The organism is Xanthomonas sontii (assembly GCF_040529055.1).
Taxonomy (GTDB): Bacteria; Pseudomonadota; Gammaproteobacteria; order Xanthomonadales; family Xanthomonadaceae; genus Xanthomonas_A; species Xanthomonas_A sontii.
On record NZ_CP132342.1, the window covers coordinates 3,005,148 to 3,024,065 of the forward strand.

Below are 18,918 nucleotides of genomic sequence, written 5' to 3' on the forward strand. Positions count from 1 at the left end.
TTTTCGCGGCGCGTTGTTGCGTTGTCCACACCGATGATGGTTTGATCGGGCACGGCAAGCGCACGCTGCGCGCCAGCAGGTCTTCGTTGTTCAGGTTCTAGGCATAGGGGCAGAGCCAAGCATGAAGTGGGCGTACGGGCTCGGTGGCTGGTGTTGGCTGGGGTTGGCGGCAAGCGTGTGGCCGATGCCGTCGCCGGCGCAGGACGCCGATGCGTACGATGCCGCGGTGGTCCGCTGCGAGTCGCGCGACATGACCTGGGTGCACTGTCCGATGTCCACCGACCAGGGCGTGCAACTGGTGCGACAACTCTCAGACAACGACTGCATCCGTGGCAGCGAGTGGGGTTCCGACGCCACCGGCGTGTGGGTCACCCTCGGTTGTCGCGCCGAATTCCGTCCCAATCCGGTGGAGGCGCCGCGCAGTGCGATGCGCCGCGTGTTGCGCTGCGAATCCGATGGGCGCCTGGAGAGCTGCCCTGTGATGCTGCGCGGCGCCCCGGTGCGATTGATGCGGCAGTTGTCGTCGGTGCCGTGCCGCGAGGAGCGCAGCTGGGGCGTGCGCCGCAACGAGATCTGGGTCGCGCGCGGCTGCCGCGGCGAGTTCGAGATCGGCGCCGCCGACGGCTCCGGCTTCCCCGCCGGCCCGCGGCCGTTGCTGTGCGAATCCAAGGGCAAGGCGCGGCGCCGCTGCGGTGTCAGCGTGCAGGATCGTGTCGAACTGCGCCGGCAATTGTCCGGCGCGCCCTGCGTGCAGGACGACAGCTGGGGCTGGGACCGCGACGGCATCTGGGTCGACAAGGGCTGCCGCGCCGAGTTCAGCGTCAACTGAGCGCTGGCGCGGCGTTGCGACACCGCGCGGCGTCCTCAATCCGCAATCGCCGGCGTTTACAATGGCGCGATGAACGCCGCCCTCGATATCGATTACGCCCGCTACGACCATATCCGCCCGATCCTGTGGACCGGCGACGCGCTGGAGCTGCTGGACCAGCGCAAGCTGCCGTTCGCGGTCGAACACGTGCGCTGCACCGACAGCGACCAAGTCGCCGCGGCGATCCACGCCCTGGCCGTGCGCGGCGCGCCGGCGATCGGCATCGCTGCAGGCTGGGGCACGGTGCTGGCCGCGCGCGAGGTGCAGGCCGAGAACGGCGCCGAGGCGTTGCTGAAGCTGGAGCCGGCCCTGCAACGGCTCAATGCCGCGCGCCCGACCGCGGTCAACCTGGCCTGGGCGCTGGCGCGCATGCGCGGCGCGCTGGGCGCGGCAGGCAGCGACTGGCCGTCCGTGCTGGAGCGCGAGGCGCAGGCGATCGCCGAAGAGGATCTGGCCGCCAACCGGCACATGGGCGCGCTCGGTGCCGGCCTGATCGTGCCGGGCAGCGGCGTGCTGACCCATTGCAACACCGGCTCGCTGGCCACCGCCGGCTTCGGTACCGCGCTGGGCGTGATCCGCGCCGGCGTCGCCCAGCAGCGCATCGCCAAGGTGTTCGCCGGCGAGACCCGGCCGTGGCTGCAGGGCGCGCGGCTGACCGTGTGGGAACTGCAGCAGGACGGCATCGATGCCACCCTGATCGCCGATTCGGCCGCCTCGCACCTGATGAAGACCGGCGCGGTGCAGTGGGTGATCGTCGGCGCCGACCGCATCTGCGCCAATGGCGACACCGCCAACAAGATCGGCACCTACCAGCTGGCGATCGCCGCGCGCCACCATGGCGTCAGGTTCATGGTGGTGGCGCCGTCGTCCACCGTGGACATGGACACCGCCGACGGCGCGCAGATCGAGATCGAGCAACGCGATCCGGGCGAGCTGTTCGGCGTCGGCGGCACCCGCACCGTGGCCGACGGCATCGCCGCCTGGAACCCGGTGTTCGACGTGACCCCGGCGGACCTGATCGATGCCATCGTCACCGAGCGCGGGGTCATCGAGCAGCCGGACCCGGCGCGCATGCGCGCCGCCTTCGGCGGCTGAGTTCCAGGGGAGCGCCGCCGCGCCCGGCAGAGGCGGCCGATGGCGCGCAAGTGCTTGTTCGCGCCGGCAAAAACCGGGCAATTGGGCGCCTGTCATGATAGAATCCGGCGGTTCGATCGACCGCCGTGCGCCCTAGGCGTGCGGCCGCGGCGGGCCCGCCTGTCGCGGGCCGGCGTGGTGGTCGATCCGCCACCAGACTTACGGAACCCGAATGGCAGAATCCGCCAAGGAAATCATCCAGGTCAACCTGGAAGACGAGATGCGCAAGAGCTACCTCGATTACGCCATGAGCGTGATCGTGGGGCGTGCCCTACCGGATGCGCGCGACGGCCTCAAGCCGGTGCATCGCCGCGTGTTGTTCGCGATGAACGAGTTGGGCGCGCACAGCAACAAGCCCTACTACAAGTCGGCGCGTATCGTCGGCGACGTCATCGGTAAGTACCACCCGCACGGCGACCAGTCGGTGTACGACACCCTGGTGCGCATGGCGCAGCCGTTCTCGCTGCGCTACCTGATGGTGGACGGACAGGGCAACTTCGGTTCGGTCGACGGCGATTCCGCGGCGGCGATGCGTTACACCGAGGCGCGCATGTCGCGGCTCGCGCACGAGATGATGGCCGACATCGACAAGGAAACCGTCGATTTCCAGCCCAATTACGACGAGAAGGAACAGGAACCGTCGGTGATGCCGACGCGCTTCCCGAGCCTGCTGGTCAACGGCTCGGCCGGCATCGCGGTGGGCATGGCCACCAACATCCCGCCGCACAACCTGACCGAGTCGATCAACGCCTGCCTGGCGCTGATCGACAACCCGCAGATCGACGTCGACGGGTTGATGGAACACATCCCCGGCCCGGATTTCCCGACCGCGGGCATCGTCAACGGCACCACCGGCATCGTCGCCGGCTATCGCACCGGCCGCGGCCGCGTGCGCATGCGCGCCAAGGCCGAGATCGAGATCCAGGACAACGGCCGCGAAGCGATCGTGGTCACCGAGATCCCGTACCAGGTCAACAAGGCGCGGCTGATCGAGAAGATCGCCGAGCTGGTCAAGGAAAAGAAGCTCGAGGGCATCAGCGAGCTGCGCGACGAATCCGACAAGGACGGCATGCGCATCTACATCGAGGTCAAGCGCGGCGAAGCCGCCGACGTGGTGCTGAACAACCTGTACCAGCAGACCCAGATGGAGTCGGTGTTCGGCATCAACATGGTGGCGCTGGTCGATGGCCGCCCGCAGCTGATGAACCTCAAGCAGATGCTGGAGGCCTTCGTCCGCCATCGCCGCGAAGTGGTCACCCGCCGCACCATCTTCGAACTGCGCAAGGCGCGCGCCCGCGCGCACATCCTCGAAGGCCTGACCGTCGCGCTCGCCAACATCGACGAGATGATCGAGCTGATCAAGACCTCGGCGAACCCGAACGAAGCGCGCGAGCGCATGCTGGCCAAGACCTGGCAACCGGGCCTGGTCGGCGCGCTGCTCAACGCGGCCGGCGCCGAGGCCTCGCGCCCGGAAGACCTGCCCAGCGGCGTCGGCCTGGTCGGCGGCGGCTACCAGCTGACCGAAGTGCAGGCTACGCAGATCCTGGAAATGCGCCTGCACCGCCTGACCGGCCTGGAGCAGGAGCGCCTGACCGAGGAATACAAGCAGCTGCTGGACGCCATCGCCGGGCTGATCCGCATCCTGGAAAACCCGGATGTGCTGCTGCAGGTGATCCGCGAGGAATTGGTCAACATCCGCGAGGAATACGGCGACGCGCGCCGCACCGAGATCCGCCACAGCGAAGAGGATCTGGACATCCTCGACCTGATCGCGCCGGAAGACGTGGTGGTGACCCTGTCGCACGCCGGCTACGCCAAGCGCCAGCCGGTCAGCGCCTACCGCGCGCAGCGCCGCGGCGGCCGCGGCCGCAGCGCGGCGGCGACCAAGGAAGAGGATTTCATCGACCAGCTGTGGCTGGTCAACACCCACGACACGCTGCTGACCTTCACCAGCAGCGGCAAGGTGTTCTGGCTGCCCGTGCACCAGTTGCCCGAGGCCGGGCCGAATGCGCGCGGCCGCCCGATCGTCAACTGGATTCCGCTGGAGAACGGCGAACGCGTGCAGGCGGTGCTGCCGGTACGCGAGTACGCCGAAGGCCGCTACGTGTTCTTCGCCACCCGCAACGGCATGGTCAAGAAGACCCCGCTGAGCGAGTTCGCGTTCCAGCGCAAGATCGGCAAGATCGCGATCAACCTGGACGAGGGCGACGCCCTGGTCGGCGTGGCGCTCACCGACGGCGAGCGCGACGTGCTGCTGTTCGCCTCCAACGGCAAGACCGTGCGCTTCTCCGAACGGCCCAAGGACGACGAGGCCGATGATGCGGCCGTCGACGAGGCCGGTGCCGACGACGGCGCCGTGGCCGACGACGAGGCCGCTGGCGAGGAGGGCGACGACGCCCGTGGCGCGCGGCGCAAGAGCCGCGGCGGGGTCAAGCCGACCGGTCGCAGCAGCCGCGGTGTGCGCGGCATTCGCCTCGCCAAGAGCGAGTACGTGGTCAGCCTGATCGTGGCCGAGCCGGCGGTGGGCCAGGACGAGGACGCCGACGACGTCGACGCCGCAGCGGACACCGAGGTCGATGCCGAGGCGCGCAACGGCGACGAGGCCGATGCCTACATCCTCACCGCGACCGAGAACGGCTACGGCAAGCGCACCCCGCTGGGCGAGTATCCGCGCAAGGGCCGCGGCACCCAGGGCGTCATCGGCATCCAGACCAGCGAGCGCAACGGCAAGCTGGTCGGTGCGGTGCTGCTGAGTACCCGCGACGAAGTGCTGCTGATCTCCGACGGCGGCACCCTGGTGCGGACCCGCGCCTCGGAAATCTCCCGCGTCGGCCGCAACACCCAGGGCGTGACCCTGATCCGCCTGTCCAAGGGCGAGAAGCTGCAGGCGGTGGAACGCCTGGACGGCTCGCTGGTCGAGGAGGACGTGCTGCCGGGCGAGGAGGGCGCCGCCGAAGGCACTGGCGAGGCAGCACCGCCGCAGGCGTGATCCGCTGCTGAGCGAACGACGACGCCGGCCTCGTGCCGGCGTCGTCGTTTTCGGAGTGGCCATGACGATGCGGGCGACTTGCTTCGCGCGCACCCCGGCGGCGCCACGACTGTCACGCGTTGTGCCGCTGCGCCACATCGCCTGCCACCATGCCGTCGGGCAATCGCTGCTCTCCACGACACATGCCGCGTGATGCCCAGGTCGGCGCCGCATCACGAAGACCGCAAGATTGCGTGTCACTGTGTGTCGCCCGGAAACGCGTGATGTTCACTTGCAGCCTGGGATAAACGCGAGGCGGCGCGCGTGCGCCGCTGCCACGGCGGATGTTCCGCGTGGCCGTGTCCTGCAAGGAGTGGCAATGAACGAATTCGAACGAACGCAGCGTCGTGGCGGCTGGCCGCTGCACCTGCTCGGCGGCGCCTGCGTGCTGATCGGCGCAGTGCTGGCGATTGGCGGCGCCTGGCTGCTGGCGCTGGGCGGCTCCTGGTACTACCTGGTCGCCGGCCTCGGCCTGGCGATCTCCGGCGTGCAACTGTGGCGCGCGCGGCGCAGCGGCGCGCTGTGGTTCGCCGCGACCTTCCTGCTGTCGCTGTTGTGGGCGGCATGGGAGTCGGGCACCGATTACTGGCGCTGGGTGCCGCGCATGGGCCTGATGGTGTTCCTGGCGCTGCTGCTGGCGTTGCTGCTGCCGCGGCTGGACCGGCCGTTCTCGCGCAGGTTGTCGCGCTCGCTTGCCGCGGTGCTGGCGCTGGTGTTCGTCGGTGCGTTCGCGCTGGCGTTCCTGCCGTACGGCGTGACCGAGGCCGACGGCACGCTGGCGCATGCGGCGGGCATGGCCGCGGCGCTGGCAAGCCCGCGCACCGGCGCGCAGCCGGCCGACGCGCCCGCCGATGCCGACTGGGCCGCCTACGGCCGCGACAATGCCGGCAGTCGCTACACGCCGCTGCGGCAGATCGCTCCGGGCAACGTGGCGCAGTTGCGCACCGCCTGGACCTTCCGCACCGGCGACCTGCCGGACAAGCGCTGGGGCGCGGAGACCACGCCGCTGAAGATCGGCGACAGCCTGTACCTGTGCAGCGCACGCAACCAGCTGATCGCGCTGGACGCGCGCAGCGGCCGCGAACGCTGGCGCTACGATCCCAAGGTGGCCGACAAGGCGATCCCGTATACCGCCGCCTGCCGCGGCGTCAGCTATTACGCGGTGCCCGACGCCCAGGCAACGGCGTCGACGGCCTGCCGCCAGCGCATCATCGAAGGCACTTTGGACGGACGCCTGATCGCGGTCGATGCGGCCGACGGCAAGCCCTGCGAGGACTTCGGCCAGCATGGCCAGGTCGACATCACCGTCGGCATGGGCTCCACGCCGCCCGGCTATGTCTCGATCAATTCGACGCCGACCATCGTGCGCGGGGTCGTCGTCACCGGCCACCAGGTGCTGGACGGACAGAAGCGCTATGAACCGTCGGGCGTGATCCAGGGCTTCGACGCGGTCACCGGCGCGCTGCGCTGGGCGTGGGACATGACCCATCCGGACTGGACCGGCGCGCCGCCGCCGGGACAGACCTGGACCCGTGGTACGCCCAACATGTGGACCAGCGCGGCCGGCGACGAACAGCTCGGCTACGTCTACCTGCCGATGGGCAATTCCTCGGCCGACTACTGGAGCAGTTCGCGCACTCCGCAGGAAGACCGCTATGCGACCTCGCTGGTCGCGCTGGACGTCACCACCGGCAAGCCGGTGTGGAATTTCCAGACCACCCACATCGACGTGTGGGACTACGACCTGGGTTCGCAACCGACGTTGCTGGATTTCCCGCACGACGGCACCACCGTGCCGGCGGTGCTGCTGCCGAGCAAGCAGGGCGAGCTGTACGTGCTCGACCGGCGCACCGGCAAGCCGCTGGTCGGGGTCGAGGAACGCGCGGTGCCGGGCGGCGGTGTGGAGCCGCAGCGCCGCGCCAGGACCCAGCCGTTCTCGCTGTACCACTCGCTGCGCAAGCGCGACCTGACCGAGCGCGACATGTGGGGCATGACCCCGATCGACCAACTGGTGTGCCGCATCCAGTTCCGCAGTGCCAGCTACAAGGGCATTTACACGCCGCCGGAAGCCGACCGCCATTCGATCGAGTACCCAGGCTACAACGGCGGCTCGGACTGGGGCAGCGTGGCGGTGGATCCGCATCGTGGGGTGATCGTCGCCAACTACAACGACATGCCCAACTACAACCGGCTGGTGCCGCGGGCCAAGGCCGACAAGCTGGGCTGGGCGCCGCGCGACCAGGTGCGCGGCGACAGCGGCGGCGCCGAGGGCGCCGGCGATCCGCAGGCCGGCACGCCGTACGCGATCAACGTCAACGCCGGCTGGCGCCTGCCGTTCACCGGGCTGCTGTGCAAGCAGCCGCCCTACGGCGGCATCCGTGCGATCGACCTGGCCAGTGGCAAAACTCTATGGGACCGTCCGTTCGGCAGTGCGCGCGGCAACGGCCCGTTCGGCATCCACTCCGGCTTGCCGATCGAGATCGGCACGCCCAACAACGGCGGCGCCGTGGTCAGCGCCAGCGGCCTGATCTTCATCGCCGCGGCCACCGACGACCTGATCCGCGCGATCGATCTGGCCACCGGCAAGACCCTGTGGCAGGCCAAGCTGCCGGCCGGTGGCCAGGCCACGCCGATGGTGTACGCGGTCGACGGGCGCGAGTACCTGGTCATCGTCGCCGCCGGCCATCACTTCATGGAGACCAAGCGCGGCGACTACGTGATCGCCTATGCGCTGCCGCCGGCAGGCTGATGCGCGCCGCCGCTGCGAGGTCGCGATGCGGCTTCGCGGCGGCGCGACGGGGTGGATGCGGGAAGGGTGTGATTGGCCTTGTGCCGCGAACACGCCGATCCCGTCGCGGTGCGTGCGTTTACGCATGTGTGATTTGTTGACGGAGCGGCTTCAGCCGCGACAGGCGTTCACCGGAAGGCCTGTCGCGGCTGAAGCCGCCCCTACGAGAAAACATCGCGATACGCTCAACTTGCGCCGGCGTCTACTCCAACTGATCGCGAGCAAACGCTGCGTCCAGCGCTTCCATCGCATCGCGCGGTTTGAGCTTGGCGGCCTTCTCGAACGCCGCGGCGGCGTCTTCCTCGCGCTTGTCGCCGTACAGCAACAGCAGCACGTTGGCGTGTTCGACGTGGGCGATCGGCGCGTCCGGCACCAGCTTCAGCGCCTGCTGGATATGCTGTTCGGCGGTGGCCGCCTTCGCCCCGTAGGTCAGGCCGCCGATCATCGCGCCGACCTTGCCGATGATCTCGGCGTGGTACAGGGCCAGCGCCATGTGCGCCTCGGCATGCTTGGGCTCCAGCTCCAGGGCCGCTTCCAGCGAGGCGCGCACCTTGCTGGCGATGCCCTGCTTGAGCGCCTTGACGATGCTCAGGCCCTGGCTGTAGCGACCGAGTGCGAAGGCGTGGCGATAGTGGCTGTTGGCCTCGTCCGGCAGCGCGGCGATCGCCGCCTCGGCCAGCGTCGCGGCCTGCTGCAGCCGCTGCAACTGCTCTTTTTCGTCCTCGACCAGATAGCCGGCGTGGATGCCGATCGCCTTGACCGCGACCGAGGCGCCGAACACGCCCAGCGCCTTGCCGGCCTCGTAGGCCTGCTGGAACTGCCCCTGGTGGAACGCCCGCCAGGCCTCGATCAGCGCGGCCGACAGGGTCTGCGCGTCGTGGCCCTTGCCGGCCTTGCCGGCTGCGTCGAGCAGGGCCTGCGCGCGTGCCGGGTCCGGATAGGGTTCGCGGTCGCCAGCGTGCAGCTTGGGCCACGCTTTCTTCAGCGCATCACCAGCGTAGGCGTAGGCCTTGGCGTCGTACGGAAACGGCGCCCACGCGCCCGATTTTGCTGCCATGTGGATCTCCCTGTGCGGCGCCGGGCCACGGCGTCCGCGCCGAGCATGGCGCCGCTGCCGGCGCGTGGCAAGGGTGGGGCGCCGATAGTGTGTTTGCTCAAGCCGCCGGCGCCAGCATGGTGCGCATCGGGGCCACTGCCGGCCCCCTCTGGAGATCCTGCGATGGCGACCAAGAAGCGTTCCACCTCCGCGCTGCGGCCGGACCGGCTGAACCCGCGGCACCTGTGGCTGGCCGGGCTGGGCGTGGTCGCGCTGACCCGCAAGCGCGCGCTGGCCGCCGCCGCCGATGCCGCACAGGGCGCGGCGACGCTCAAGGCGCTGGCCACGCAACTGGCCGACGAGGCCGAGAGCAGCGTGCGCGAGGGCGCGGCGGCGCTGCGTGGTCAGGTGCAGCCGTTGAGCGCCGAGGTCGAGGCGCGCCTGCAGCCGGTGCTGGTCAAGCTGGGGTTGCAGGCGCGTCCGCAGTCGCGCAAGCGCGCCGCGACGGGCAAGCGCGGCGCCAAGCCGGCGGCGGCCAAGCGCAGCCCGGCCAAGCGTGTGACTGGTCGTCGTCGCGCTGGCGCCTGACCCGGCGCCTCCGCACGCATGGCGGCCGGCCACGCTCGGGCATACTCGCCGGCCACGACCTGACGAGAGACGGCACCATGCAGATCCGGCCCGCCACGCTTGACGATGCCGAGGCGATGGTCGCGGTGCAGGACGCGATCTTCGCCGCCGGCCTGCGCAAGGCGCCGACCGATCTGGCGACGGTGCGCGCGACCTACCTGCAGCATCCCGATCGTCTCCAATGCGTGCTGGCCGAGGACGCCGACGGGCGTGTCCTCGGCTTCCAGTCGCTGCGCATCGCGCGTCCCGGCAATGCCTACGACGTGGCCGATGGCTGGGGCATCATCGGCACCCACGTCGACCCGCGCGCGGCGCGCCGTGGGGTCGGCAGCGCGCTGTTTCGGGCCACCTGTGCGGTCGCGCGCAGCGCCGGGCTGGCGCAGATCGACGCCAGCATCGCCGCCGACAATGCGCTCGGGCAGGCGTACTACGAGGCCATCGGCTTTCGCACCTACCGCACCCCGCCTGGCCTGGTCTGCAAGGTCTACCGGCTTGACGGGCCAGCCGCGCAGGCCGCCGCCGACTGAGCGGCACCGCCCCGCCTGTGCTTGCGCGCAGGGCAGGGCGCTTCAATCCAGATAGGCGTCCATCAACGCCGCCAGGTGCGCGCGTTCGGCGTCGCGCAGGAACGGCGCGATCAGTTGCATCACCTGCACGATGCCGTGGCGAATCGCCACTTGCTCGTCCTTCTCGCCGCGCGCGGCCGCGTAGTTGAGCCAGAACGTGGCCACCACCAGCACGTTGGTGGCCACGCCGCCGCGTTCCTGGGCGCTGGCGCGCATCGCGCCGGTCTGCGCAAGGCCCTCGAACACCGCCTGCACGCTGGCGTCGGCGCGGCGCAGGATGCGTGCGAAGCGCAGGCGCAGGCGCCGGCTGCGGCTGAGGATCTCGACCAGGTCGCGGTACAGGAAGCGGTAGTCCCAGATGCACTCGAACACCAGGTGCAACTGCAGCCAGATATCCTCCAGCCCCGGCAGACGCGCGCTCGGCAGCGCCAGCGCCGCGTCCATGCGCTCCTCGTAGCGCGCGAACAGGTGCTCGATGATGTCGTCCTTGTTGCGGAAGTGGTAGTACAGGTTGCCGGGGCTGATCTCCAGCTCGTCGGCGATGTGGTTGGTGGTGACGTGCGGCTCGCCCTGCGCGTTGAACATCGCCAGGGCGGTCTCGAGGATGCGCCGCCGGGTGTCGCGGGCCATCAGGCCAGCAGCTTCTTCACCAGGTCCACGTATTTCTTCTGCGCTTCCGCCTGCGGCACGCCCTTGAGCTTGGCCCAGGCCTCGTACTTGGCGGTGCCGACGAAGTCGAAGAAGCCCGGCTTGGCGCCGCTGACGTCGCCCTCCGAGCCTTGCTTGTACAGCGCGTACAGCCGCAACAGGGTGTCGTTGTCGGGGCGCTCGGCCCGCTGCTTGATGTCCTGGACCGCTTTCTCGAAGGCCGCCTTGCTGTCTGCCATGATCCCGCTCCGCCCTGACCGGCAGGCATCACAGCACGGGCGGGAGGCCGGGTCAACGCGGGCCGCGGCCGGTGGCCGGCGCGGACGTCGCGGTTACAGCATCGACAATGCGTCGGCCTGGCGGCTGTCGGCGACGCGTTCGTGCGCATGCGCGGCCTCTTCGTGGGCGGCCTGCGCCTGCCGCGCCAGCGAGGCCTTGGCCGCGATGGAACGGATCGCATCGGTGACTTCGGCCAGCGGCACCTGCGTGCTGAGCCGCTGGAAGGTGTCGCGGCTGTTGTAGCCGGAACCGTCGCGCAGGTATTGCTCGTACATGGTCAGCAGTTCGGTGCAGGCGGCGGTGAGGGTTTCCATGTTGTTGCGCGCCAGCGCATGGCCGACCTGGTCCAGGTTGTGCAGGCAGTCGGAGAGCCAGTGCAGGTCGTAGCGCGCGCTGGCCGGCTCCGGGCCGTTGTGGCCGCGGCTGTAGGCGCTGTAGCGGCGAATGCTGCGCGCCACGCGGGCGACGTGGGCGAGCAGGGTGCCGACTTCGTCGGCGATGTCGATCTGCGCCAGGGCGATGGTCGATGGCGGCGCGGCCGGAGGCGCCGCCGGTGCCGGCCCCGGCTTCGGGGGAACGGGCGAAGGCGCCGCGGCCGGTGCGGCATCGGCGGACGCCGCCGCTGCGGGCGCTGCCTCGTATTCGTAGGTCGCGCGCAGGCGCTCGTGGTCCTGGCGCAGCGTTTCCAGTTCCTGCGCGCTGGCGGCGGCCTGCGCCTTCAGCTGGCTCAGCGCCGCCTGATACCGCGCGATCGTCTCCTTCGCAGTCGCGTCGCGCCGATAGGCATGCCCCAGACGCTGGAACAAGCCATGCGCGAACGCTGTGGCAACGGCAGCCCACAGCGCCACGGCAGGAGTGAGGTAGATCAGGATGCCCATGCAGGCTCCTTGAAACGATGCATCCCTTGTCGGCGCAGCTCGGCCGAACTTGAGGCTGTATCGTGCGAGGGGTGACGCAGTTCCGCTTTGCCGCGTTGTGCGCCCGCCCGCCGCGCACAGGCGGCGGACGGGCGCCGGCCTCAGCGCAGGATGCCGGGCAGGTCCAGGTGCTTGTCGCGGGCGCAGTCGAGGGCGATGGCATACCCCGCATCGGCATGACGCATGACGCCGGTCGCGGGGTCGTTCCACAGCACCCGGGCGATGCGCTTGGCCGCCGCCTCGGTGCCGTCGCAGACGATGACCATGCCGGCGTGTTGCGAGAAACCCATGCCGACGCCGCCGCCGTGATGCAGCGAGACCCAGGTGGCGCCGCTGGCGGTGTTGAGCAGGGCGTTGAGCAGCGGCCAGTCGGAGACCGCGTCGGAGCCATCGGCCATGGCCTCGGTCTCGCGGTTCGGCGAGGCGACGCTGCCGCTGTCCAGGTGGTCGCGGCCGATCACCACCGGCGCCTTCAGTTCGCCCTTGGCGACCATCTCGTTGAACGCCAGCCCCAGGCGGTCGCGGTCGCCCAGGCCGACCCAGCAGATCCGCGCGGGCAGTCCCTGGAACTGGATCTTCTCGGCGGCCATGTCCAGCCAGCGGTGCAGGTGCGGGTTGTCGGGAATCAGTTCCTTGACCTTGGCATCGGTCCTGGCGATGTCCTCCGGGTCGCCGCTCAGCGCGGCCCAGCGGAACGGGCCGACGCCGCGGCAGAACAGCGGGCGGATGTAGGCGGGGACGAAGCCCGGGAAGTCGAAGGCATTGGCCACGCCTTCCTCCAGCGCCATCTGCCGCAGGTTGTTGCCGTAGTCCACGGTCGGCACGCCCAGGGCGTGGAAACCGAGCATGGCGCGGATGTGGTTGGCCATCGAGGCGCGCGCGGCCTGTTCCACCTCCTTCGGCGCGGAGACGCGCTTGGCGTCCCACTGCTCGACCGTCCAGCCCTGCGGCAGGTAGCCGTTGACCGGGTCGTGCGCGGAGGTCTGGTCGGTCAGCAGGTCCGGCTTGATCCCGCGCGCCAACAGCTCGGACAGCACGTCGGCGACGTTGCCGAGCAGGCCGACCGAGCGCGGCGTCTTCGCCGCGCAGGCCTCGGCGATCAGGCGCAGCGCCTCGTCCAGCGAGTCGGTCCAGGTATCCAGGTAGCCGGTGCGCAGGCGCATGTCGATGCTGCTCTTGCGGCACTCCACCGCCAGGCACGAGGCGCCGGCCATCACCGCGGCCAGCGGCTGCGCGCCGCCCATGCCGCCGAGGCCGCCGGTGAACAGCCACCTGCCGGACAGGTCGCCGCCGTAGTGCTGCCGGCCCATTTCGACGAAGGTCTCGTAGGTGCCCTGGACGATGCCCTGCGCGCCGATGTAGATCCAGCTGCCGGCGGTCATCTGGCCGTACATGGCCAGGCCTTTCTTATCCAGTTCGTTGAAGTGGTCCCAGTTGGCCCAGCGCGGCACCAGGTTGGAGTTGGCGATCAGCACCCGCGGCGCGTCGGCATGGGTGCGGAACACGCCGACCGGCTTGCCCGACTGCACCAGCAGGGTCTGGTCGTCGTCCAGGCGCTTGAGCGTCTCGACGATGGCGTCGAAGCTCTCCCAGTCGCGCGCGGCGCGGCCGATGCCGCCGTACACCACCAGTTCCTGCGGCCGCTCGGCCACGTCCGGGTGCAGGTTGTTCATCAGCATGCGCAGCGGCGCTTCGGTCAGCCAGCTCTTGGCGGTGAGGGTGCTGCCGGTGGGCGCTTGGATGATGCGGGTGGCGTCGAGGCGGGTCATGCGGGAATCCTCAGGTGGATGCGCGGAAGGCGGAACGCGGTGCGCGCGCGTCAGTTGGCGGCGCGGGCGGATGCGGCGGGGCTGCGGACGAAGTAGAGGCAGGCCTGCAGCACCTGCTGCAGCACCGCGCGCAGCGGCGCGGCGTATTCGGGTTGCCACGGCGAGGGCCAGTTGCCGGGGTCGACCGTGTCGGGCTCGTGCATGTAGCCGCGGCAGGCCAGTTCCATCTGGATCGCGTGCACGCCGTCGGCCGGCGCACCGTGGTGGCGGGTGCTCCAGCCGCCCTTGAAGCGGCCGTTGCGCACGTGGCTGAAGCCGCTGCCGGCGCAGACGCGTTCCACCGCATCGGTCAGCGCTGCCGCGCAACTGCTGTCCACCGCGCCGGAGGCGCCAGCGCTGCCGATGTTGAACTGCGGCAACTCGCCGTCGAACAGGTGCGGAATGCGCGAGCGGATCGAATGCGCGTCGTACACCACGATGGCCGGGTGCAGGGCGCGCAGGCGCGCGATCTCCGCGTCCAGTGCGGCGTGGTAGGGCGCGAACCACTGCGCGCGGCGCGCGTCGATCTCGGTCGCATCCGGCTCGGCGCCGAGTCGGTACAGCGGCTGCGCGTCGAAGGTGGTCAGCGGGCACAGCCCGGTGGTGTTCTGCCCGGGATACAGCGACACCCCGGCCGGGTCGCGGTTGACGTCGATCACCGAGCGCGAGATCGCGGTGCGCACGATGGTCGCGCCGAGCGTTTCGGCGAAGTCGTACAGAAGATGCACCCACCAGTCGGCATCGCGCTGCGCCAGCCACGGCGAGACGAAGCGGTCGGCCAGCGCCTCCGGCAGGTCGGTGCCGGTATGCGGGAAGCTGAGGATCAGCGGCGCATCGCCGCGGTGCACACTGAGCCAGTCGGGCAGGGATGTCATACGGCCTCGCGTTGTGCTGTTCTGTGGAAGCGGCTTCAGCCGCGAACGGGGCATTACCTGGTAAAGCCCGGTCGCGGCTGATCCCAAAAAGGGGCAGAGCTGCTCCTGCGACGGGGTCTTCAGATCAGACGCTAACCTCGGGCAGCCGCATCCCCACCGCCGCGGCCAGCGCGCCATCGCGCACCAGCGCGGTGGCGGCCAGCATGTCCGGGTGGAAATAGCGATCGTCCTGCAGCGCCGGGACGCGGGCGCGCAGCAGCGCGCGTGCCGCTTCCAGGGCGGCGCTGGAGCGCAGCGGTGCGTGGAAGTCGCAGCCCTGCGCGGCCGCCAGCAACTCGATGCCGACCACGTTGGCCGCGTTCTCGGCCATCGCCAGCAGGCGGCGCGCGCCGTGCGCGGCCATCGACACGTGGTCTTCCTGGTTGGCCGAGGTCGGGATCGAGTCGACGCTGGCCGGATAGGCGCGCTGTTTGTTCTCCGAGACCAGCGCCGCGGCGGTGACCTGCGGGATCATGAAGCCGGAGTTGAGGCCGGGCTTGGGGGTCAGGAACGCCGGCAATCCGGACAGCGCCGGATCCACCAGCATGGCGACGCGGCGCTCGCTGATCGAGCCGATCTCGCACACCGCCAGCGCCAGCATGTCGGCGGCGAAGGCCACCGGCTCGGCGTGGAAGTTGCCGCCGGACAACGCCTCGCCGGTGTCGCTGAACACCAGCGGGTTGTCGGAGACGCCGTTGGCCTCGGTGGCCAGGGTGGTGGCGGCCTGGCGCATCACGTCCAGCGCCGCGCCCATCACCTGCGGCTGGCAGCGCAGGCAGTACGGATCCTGCACGCGCACGTCGTTGTCGCGGTGCGAATCGCGGATCGCCGAGGCGTGCATCAAATCGCGCAGCGCCGCGGCGGTGGCGATCTGCCCGGGCTGGCCGCGCAGCGCGTGGATGCGCGGATCGAACGGGGTGTCCGAGCCTTTCGCGGCCTCGGTGGACAGCGCGCCGGCGACCAGCGCGGCATGGAACACGCGCTCGATCTCGAACAGGCCGGCCAGCGCGTAGGCGGTGGAGAACTGGGTGCCGTTGAGCAGGGCCAGGCCCTCCTTGGCGCCCAGCGTCAGCGGCTGCAGCCCGGCCTGGGCCAGCGCCTGCGCCGCCGGCAGGCGTGCGTCGCCGACGAAGGCCTCGCCGACGCCGAGCATCACCGTGGCCAGGTGCGCCAGCGGCGCCAGATCGCCGGAGGCACCGACCGAGCCCTGGCACGGCACCACCGGGATCACCTCGTGCTGCAGCAGCGCTTCCAGCAGCGCCAGCGTCTGCGGCTGCAAGCCGGAGGCGCCCTGGGCCAGGCTGGCCAGCTTCAGCGCCATCATCAGTCGCACCACCGGCACCGGCATCGGCGCGCCGACCCCGGCCGCGTGCGACAGCACGATGTTGCGCTGCAGGGCCTCCAGGTCCTCGCGTTCGATGCGCACGCTGGCCAGCTTGCCGAAGCCGGTGTTGATGCCGTACACCGGCGCGCCGGTGGCGACGATCGCCTCCACGGTGCGCGCGCTGCGCAGCACCGCGTCGGCGCAGGCCGGGTCCAGGCGCACGCTGGCGCCGCGGTACACGGCGCGCCAATGCGCCAGGCTGACCGCGCCGGGGCGCAGCAGGATCTCGTCGTCGCTCATTGTCCTCTCCAGATACGCGCATGCAGCGGGTTGAAGCCCATGCGATAGACCAATTCGGCCGGTTCGGCGATGTCCCAGATCGCCAGGTCGCAGGCCAGTCCGGCGCGCAGCCGGCCGACCTGGTCCTGGCGCCCGAGCGCACGCGCCGCCTCGCGGGTGAAGCCGGCGATGCACTCGGCCACGGTCAGCCGGAACAGCGTCGCCGCCAGGTTCATCGCCAGCAGCGGGCTGGTCAGCGGCGAGGTGCCGGGGTTGCAGTCGGTGGCCAGCGCACGCGGCACGCCGGCGGCGCGCAGTGCGGCGATCGGCGGCAGCTGGGTGTCGCGGGTGAAATAGAACGCGCCCGGCAGCAGCACCGCGACGGTGCCGGCCGCGGCCATGGCGGCGACGCCGGCGTCGTCCAGGTATTCGACATGGTCGGCCGAGCGCGCGCCGTAACGCGCGGCCAGCGCCGCGCCGCCCTGGTTGGATAGTTGCTCGGCGTGGATCTTCAGCGCCAGGCCATGGCGTTGCGCGGCCTGGAACACCTGCTCGGTCTGCGCCGGGGTGAACGCGAGGTGCTCGCAGAACACGTCCACCGCCTCGGCCAGGCCCTGCGCGGCGACCGCCGGGATCATGCGCTCGCAGACCTCGTCGATATAGGCCTGGGCCTCGGCGCCGGGCGGCACCGCGTGCGCGCCGAGGAAGGTCGGCGACACGTCCACCGGGCGCAGCTCGCCCAGGCGCCGCGCCACGCGCAGCAGGCGCAGTTCGTCGTCCAGGGTCAGGCCATAGCCGGACTTGATCTCCACCGTGGTCACGCCTTCGGCCAGCAGCGCGTCCAGTCGCGGCAGGCTGGCGGCGAGCAGGGCGTCCTCGTCGGCGGCGCGGGTGGCGCGCACCGTGGAGACGATGCCGCCGCCGGCGCGGGCGATGTCGGCGTAGCTGGCGCCGAGCAGGCGCTGCTCGAACTCGCCGGCGCGGTTGCCGGCATAGACCAGGTGGGTGTGGCAATCGATCAGGCCGGGGCCGATCCAGCGTCCGCCGCAGTCGATACTGCGCTGCGCCGACAGTGGGCCGGGCAACTGCGCGGCGGCGCCGGCATAGACGATGCGGCCGTCGCGGCAGGCCACCACGCCGTCGTGGACCAGGCCCAATCCGCCGTCCTCGGCGTCGAGCGTCATCAGGTGCGCGTTGTGCCAGAGCGTGTCGCAGGGCATGGTCACGGGCAGGCTCGTCGGTTATTTTGTATATACAATATTGTGGTCGATGGAGGGTGTCCAGTGCAGACCGAGGCGCAGCAGCAGGCCAGCGGCAACGCGGGATCGGGCGATTTCTGGTGCGCGCACGCGCTGCTGCCGCAGGGCTGGGCGCGCGACGTGCGCATCGGCGTGCGCGGCGGCCGTATCGCCACGGTGCAGAACGGCGTGGCCGCAGCCCTGGGCGATCAATGCCTGGGCATCGTGGTGCCCGGGCTGGGCAATCTGCACAGCCACGCCTTCCAGCGCGGCATGGCCGGGCTCACCGAGATCGGCGGGCGCAGCGGCGACAGCTTCTGGAGCTGGCGCGAGCTGATGTACCGCTTCCTGCAGCGGCTGAGCCCCGACGATCTGCAGGCCATCGCCGAGCAGGCCTACGTGGAAATGCTCGAGGCCGGCTTCACCCGGGTCGGCGAGTTCCATTACGTGCATCACGCCGCCGACGGCCGGCCCTACGCCGACCGCGCCGAGATGGCGCAGCGCCTGGCTGCCGCGGCGCAGACCAGCGGTATCGGCATGACCTTGCTGCCGGTGTTCTACGCGCATGCCGATTTCGGCGGCGCCGCGCCGAACCCGGCGCAACAGCGCCTGCTGCACGACGTCGACGGGTTCGCCGCACTGCTGGACGGCAGCCGCCGCGCCCTGCAGAGGCTGGACGACGCGGTGCTGGGCCTGGCCCCGCACAGCCTGCGCGCGGTCACCCCGGACGAACTGGCGGCGCTGCTGCCGCTGTGCGACGGCCCGGTGCACATCCATATCGCCGAGCAGACCCGCGAAGTCGACGCCTGCCTGGCCTGGAGCGGGCAGCGCCCGGTGCAATGGCTGCTGGCGCACGCGCCGGTGGATGCGCGCTGGTGCCTGGTGCACGCCACCCATGTCGACGCCGCGGAAGTGCAGGGCATCGCCGCCAGTGGCGCCGTGGTCGGGCTGTGCCCGATCACCGAGGCCAACCTCGGCGACGGCCTGTTCCCGATGCAGGACTTCCTGCGCGCTGGCGGCCGCTTCGGCGTGGGCTCTGACTCCAATGTGCTGATCGATGCGGCCGAGGAACTGCGCCTGCTCGAGTACGGCCAGCGCCTGAGCCTGCGCGGGCGCAACGTGCTCACCGGCGACACCGCGCTGTCCAGCGGCCGCCTGCTGTTTCAGTCCGCCGCACAGGGCGCGGCGCAGGCGCTTGGCGTCGCCCAGGGCCTGTGCGAGGGCGCCCCGGCCGATCTGGTCGAACTGGACGCCACGCATCCGGCCTTGCAGGCGCGCGACGGCGACGCCTGGCTCGACAGTTGGCTGTTCGCCGCGCGCGGCGGTGCGGTGCGTTCGGTCTGGCGCCACGGGCGTGCGCTGGTCCGCGAGGGCCGCCACCTGCAGCGCGAGGGCGTCGCCGCCCGCTACGCGCGTGCGCTGACCCGGTTGCTGGACGCATGAGCCGCGACCCGCGCGCGCTGT

At 70.7% G+C, this 18,918-nt stretch carries 15 protein-coding genes; 7 read left to right on the top strand and 8 right to left on the bottom strand.

Translation table 11 applies throughout. The features are described 5' to 3' along the window. The first annotated feature begins 121 nt into the window (after positions 1–121). The 4 genes from RAB70_RS12690 to RAB70_RS12705 all read left to right on the top strand — a co-directional run bounded on the left by RAB70_RS12690 (position 122) and on the right by RAB70_RS12705 (position 7,779). Positions 122–829 (top strand): DUF3011 domain-containing protein, encoded by a 708-nt coding sequence (locus RAB70_RS12690; protein WP_408068838.1) that lies wholly within the window; start codon positions 122–124, stop codon positions 827–829. A gap of 69 nt (positions 830–898) precedes the next feature. Continuing rightward, a complete protein-coding gene (gene mtnA / locus RAB70_RS12695; protein WP_148828289.1) occupies positions 899–1,963 on the top strand; it encodes an S-methyl-5-thioribose-1-phosphate isomerase in 1,065 nt (354 codons plus the stop codon). Positions 1,964–2,174: 211 nt separating this feature from the next. Beyond that, positions 2,175–4,991 carry a DNA gyrase subunit A gene (gyrA, locus tag RAB70_RS12700; RefSeq protein WP_148828290.1) on the top strand — a complete coding sequence of 939 codons (2,817 nt, stop codon included), beginning with the start codon at positions 2,175–2,177 and terminating at the stop codon, positions 4,989–4,991. Positions 4,992–5,349: 358 nt separating this feature from the next. Beyond that, a complete protein-coding gene (locus RAB70_RS12705) occupies positions 5,350–7,779 on the top strand; it encodes a membrane-bound PQQ-dependent dehydrogenase, glucose/quinate/shikimate family (protein ID WP_148828291.1) in 2,430 nt (809 codons plus the stop codon). A gap of 241 nt (positions 7,780–8,020) precedes the next feature. Here RAB70_RS12705 and RAB70_RS12710 read toward each other — a convergent pair whose 3' ends face one another. After that, complete coding sequence (locus RAB70_RS12710; RefSeq protein ID WP_148828292.1) at positions 8,021–8,875, bottom strand: hypothetical protein; 855 nt, start codon at positions 8,873–8,875, stop codon at positions 8,021–8,023. Positions 8,876–9,037: 162 nt separating this feature from the next. Between RAB70_RS12710 and RAB70_RS12715 the strand changes: the two genes are divergently transcribed. After that, the gene (locus tag RAB70_RS12715; protein WP_148828293.1) at positions 9,038–9,442 is read left to right on the top strand and encodes a hypothetical protein; all 405 of its coding nucleotides are present in this window, start codon (positions 9,038–9,040) and stop codon (positions 9,440–9,442) included. 77 nt (positions 9,443–9,519) lie between these two features. After that, on the top strand, positions 9,520–10,008 hold the full coding sequence (locus RAB70_RS12720; RefSeq protein ID WP_148828294.1) for a GNAT family N-acetyltransferase: 489 nt from the start codon (positions 9,520–9,522) through the stop codon (positions 10,006–10,008). Positions 10,009–10,050: 42 nt separating this feature from the next. On the opposite strand, the gene RAB70_RS12725 is transcribed toward RAB70_RS12720, so the two are convergent. The 7 genes from RAB70_RS12725 to hutI all read right to left on the bottom strand — a co-directional run bounded on the left by RAB70_RS12725 (position 10,051) and on the right by hutI (position 17,436). Further along, complete coding sequence (locus RAB70_RS12725) at positions 10,051–10,677, bottom strand: TetR/AcrR family transcriptional regulator (RefSeq protein ID WP_017917668.1); 627 nt, start codon at positions 10,675–10,677, stop codon at positions 10,051–10,053. Further along, positions 10,677–10,934, bottom strand: a complete 258-nt coding sequence (locus RAB70_RS12730) for an acyl-CoA-binding protein (RefSeq protein WP_017909407.1) — start codon at positions 10,932–10,934, stop codon at positions 10,677–10,679. Before RAB70_RS12730 ends, RAB70_RS12725 begins: the two co-directional genes overlap by 1 nt. Before the next feature lie 93 nt (positions 10,935–11,027). Continuing rightward, on the bottom strand, positions 11,028–11,852 hold the full coding sequence (locus RAB70_RS12735; RefSeq protein WP_148828295.1) for a hypothetical protein: 825 nt from the start codon (positions 11,850–11,852) through the stop codon (positions 11,028–11,030). Positions 11,853–11,992: 140 nt separating this feature from the next. Next, positions 11,993–13,660, bottom strand: a complete 1,668-nt coding sequence (gene hutU / locus RAB70_RS12740; RefSeq protein ID WP_148828296.1) for a urocanate hydratase — start codon at positions 13,658–13,660, stop codon at positions 11,993–11,995. Positions 13,661–13,710: 50 nt separating this feature from the next. Further along, a complete protein-coding gene (gene hutG / locus RAB70_RS12745) occupies positions 13,711–14,574 on the bottom strand; it encodes an N-formylglutamate deformylase (protein ID WP_148828297.1) in 864 nt (287 codons plus the stop codon). Between the two features lie 124 nt (positions 14,575–14,698). Then, entirely contained in the window at positions 14,699–16,237 is a 1,539-nt protein-coding gene (gene hutH / locus RAB70_RS12750) for a histidine ammonia-lyase (RefSeq protein ID WP_148828298.1), read from the bottom strand. After that, positions 16,234–17,436, bottom strand: coding sequence for an imidazolonepropionase (gene hutI / locus RAB70_RS12755; protein ID WP_148828306.1), 1,203 nt, complete (start codon positions 17,434–17,436; stop codon positions 16,234–16,236). The genes hutH and hutI overlap by 4 nt, the downstream gene beginning before the upstream one ends. Before the next feature lie 63 nt (positions 17,437–17,499). Between hutI and RAB70_RS12760 the strand changes: the two genes are divergently transcribed. Next, a complete protein-coding gene (locus RAB70_RS12760; protein ID WP_148828299.1) occupies positions 17,500–18,897 on the top strand; it encodes a formimidoylglutamate deiminase in 1,398 nt (465 codons plus the stop codon). Positions 18,898–18,918 lie beyond the last annotated feature (21 nt).

Excerpts from the sequence above, each read along its gene's own strand:
- RAB70_RS12690 (WP_408068838.1), top strand. The coding sequence starts at position 122 with ATGAAGTGGGCGTACGGGCTCGGTGGCTGGTGTTGGCTGGGGTTGGCG.
- mtnA (WP_148828289.1), top strand. The coding sequence starts at position 899 with ATGAACGCCGCCCTCGATATCGATTACGCCCGCTACGACCATATCCGC.
- gyrA (WP_148828290.1), top strand. The coding sequence starts at position 2,175 with ATGGCAGAATCCGCCAAGGAAATCATCCAGGTCAACCTGGAAGACGAG.
- RAB70_RS12705 (WP_148828291.1), top strand. The coding sequence starts at position 5,350 with ATGAACGAATTCGAACGAACGCAGCGTCGTGGCGGCTGGCCGCTGCAC.
- RAB70_RS12710 (WP_148828292.1), bottom strand. The coding sequence starts at position 8,875 with ATGGCAGCAAAATCGGGCGCGTGGGCGCCGTTTCCGTACGACGCCAAG.
- RAB70_RS12715 (WP_148828293.1), top strand. The coding sequence starts at position 9,038 with ATGGCGACCAAGAAGCGTTCCACCTCCGCGCTGCGGCCGGACCGGCTG.
- RAB70_RS12720 (WP_148828294.1), top strand. The coding sequence starts at position 9,520 with ATGCAGATCCGGCCCGCCACGCTTGACGATGCCGAGGCGATGGTCGCG.
- RAB70_RS12725 (WP_017917668.1), bottom strand. The coding sequence starts at position 10,677 with ATGGCCCGCGACACCCGGCGGCGCATCCTCGAGACCGCCCTGGCGATG.
- RAB70_RS12730 (WP_017909407.1), bottom strand. The coding sequence starts at position 10,934 with ATGGCAGACAGCAAGGCGGCCTTCGAGAAAGCGGTCCAGGACATCAAG.
- RAB70_RS12735 (WP_148828295.1), bottom strand. The coding sequence starts at position 11,852 with ATGGGCATCCTGATCTACCTCACTCCTGCCGTGGCGCTGTGGGCTGCC.
- hutU (WP_148828296.1), bottom strand. The coding sequence starts at position 13,660 with ATGACCCGCCTCGACGCCACCCGCATCATCCAAGCGCCCACCGGCAGC.
- hutG (WP_148828297.1), bottom strand. The coding sequence starts at position 14,574 with ATGACATCCCTGCCCGACTGGCTCAGTGTGCACCGCGGCGATGCGCCG.
- hutH (WP_148828298.1), bottom strand. The coding sequence starts at position 16,237 with ATGAGCGACGACGAGATCCTGCTGCGCCCCGGCGCGGTCAGCCTGGCG.
- hutI (WP_148828306.1), bottom strand. The coding sequence starts at position 17,436 with ATGCCCTGCGACACGCTCTGGCACAACGCGCACCTGATGACGCTCGAC.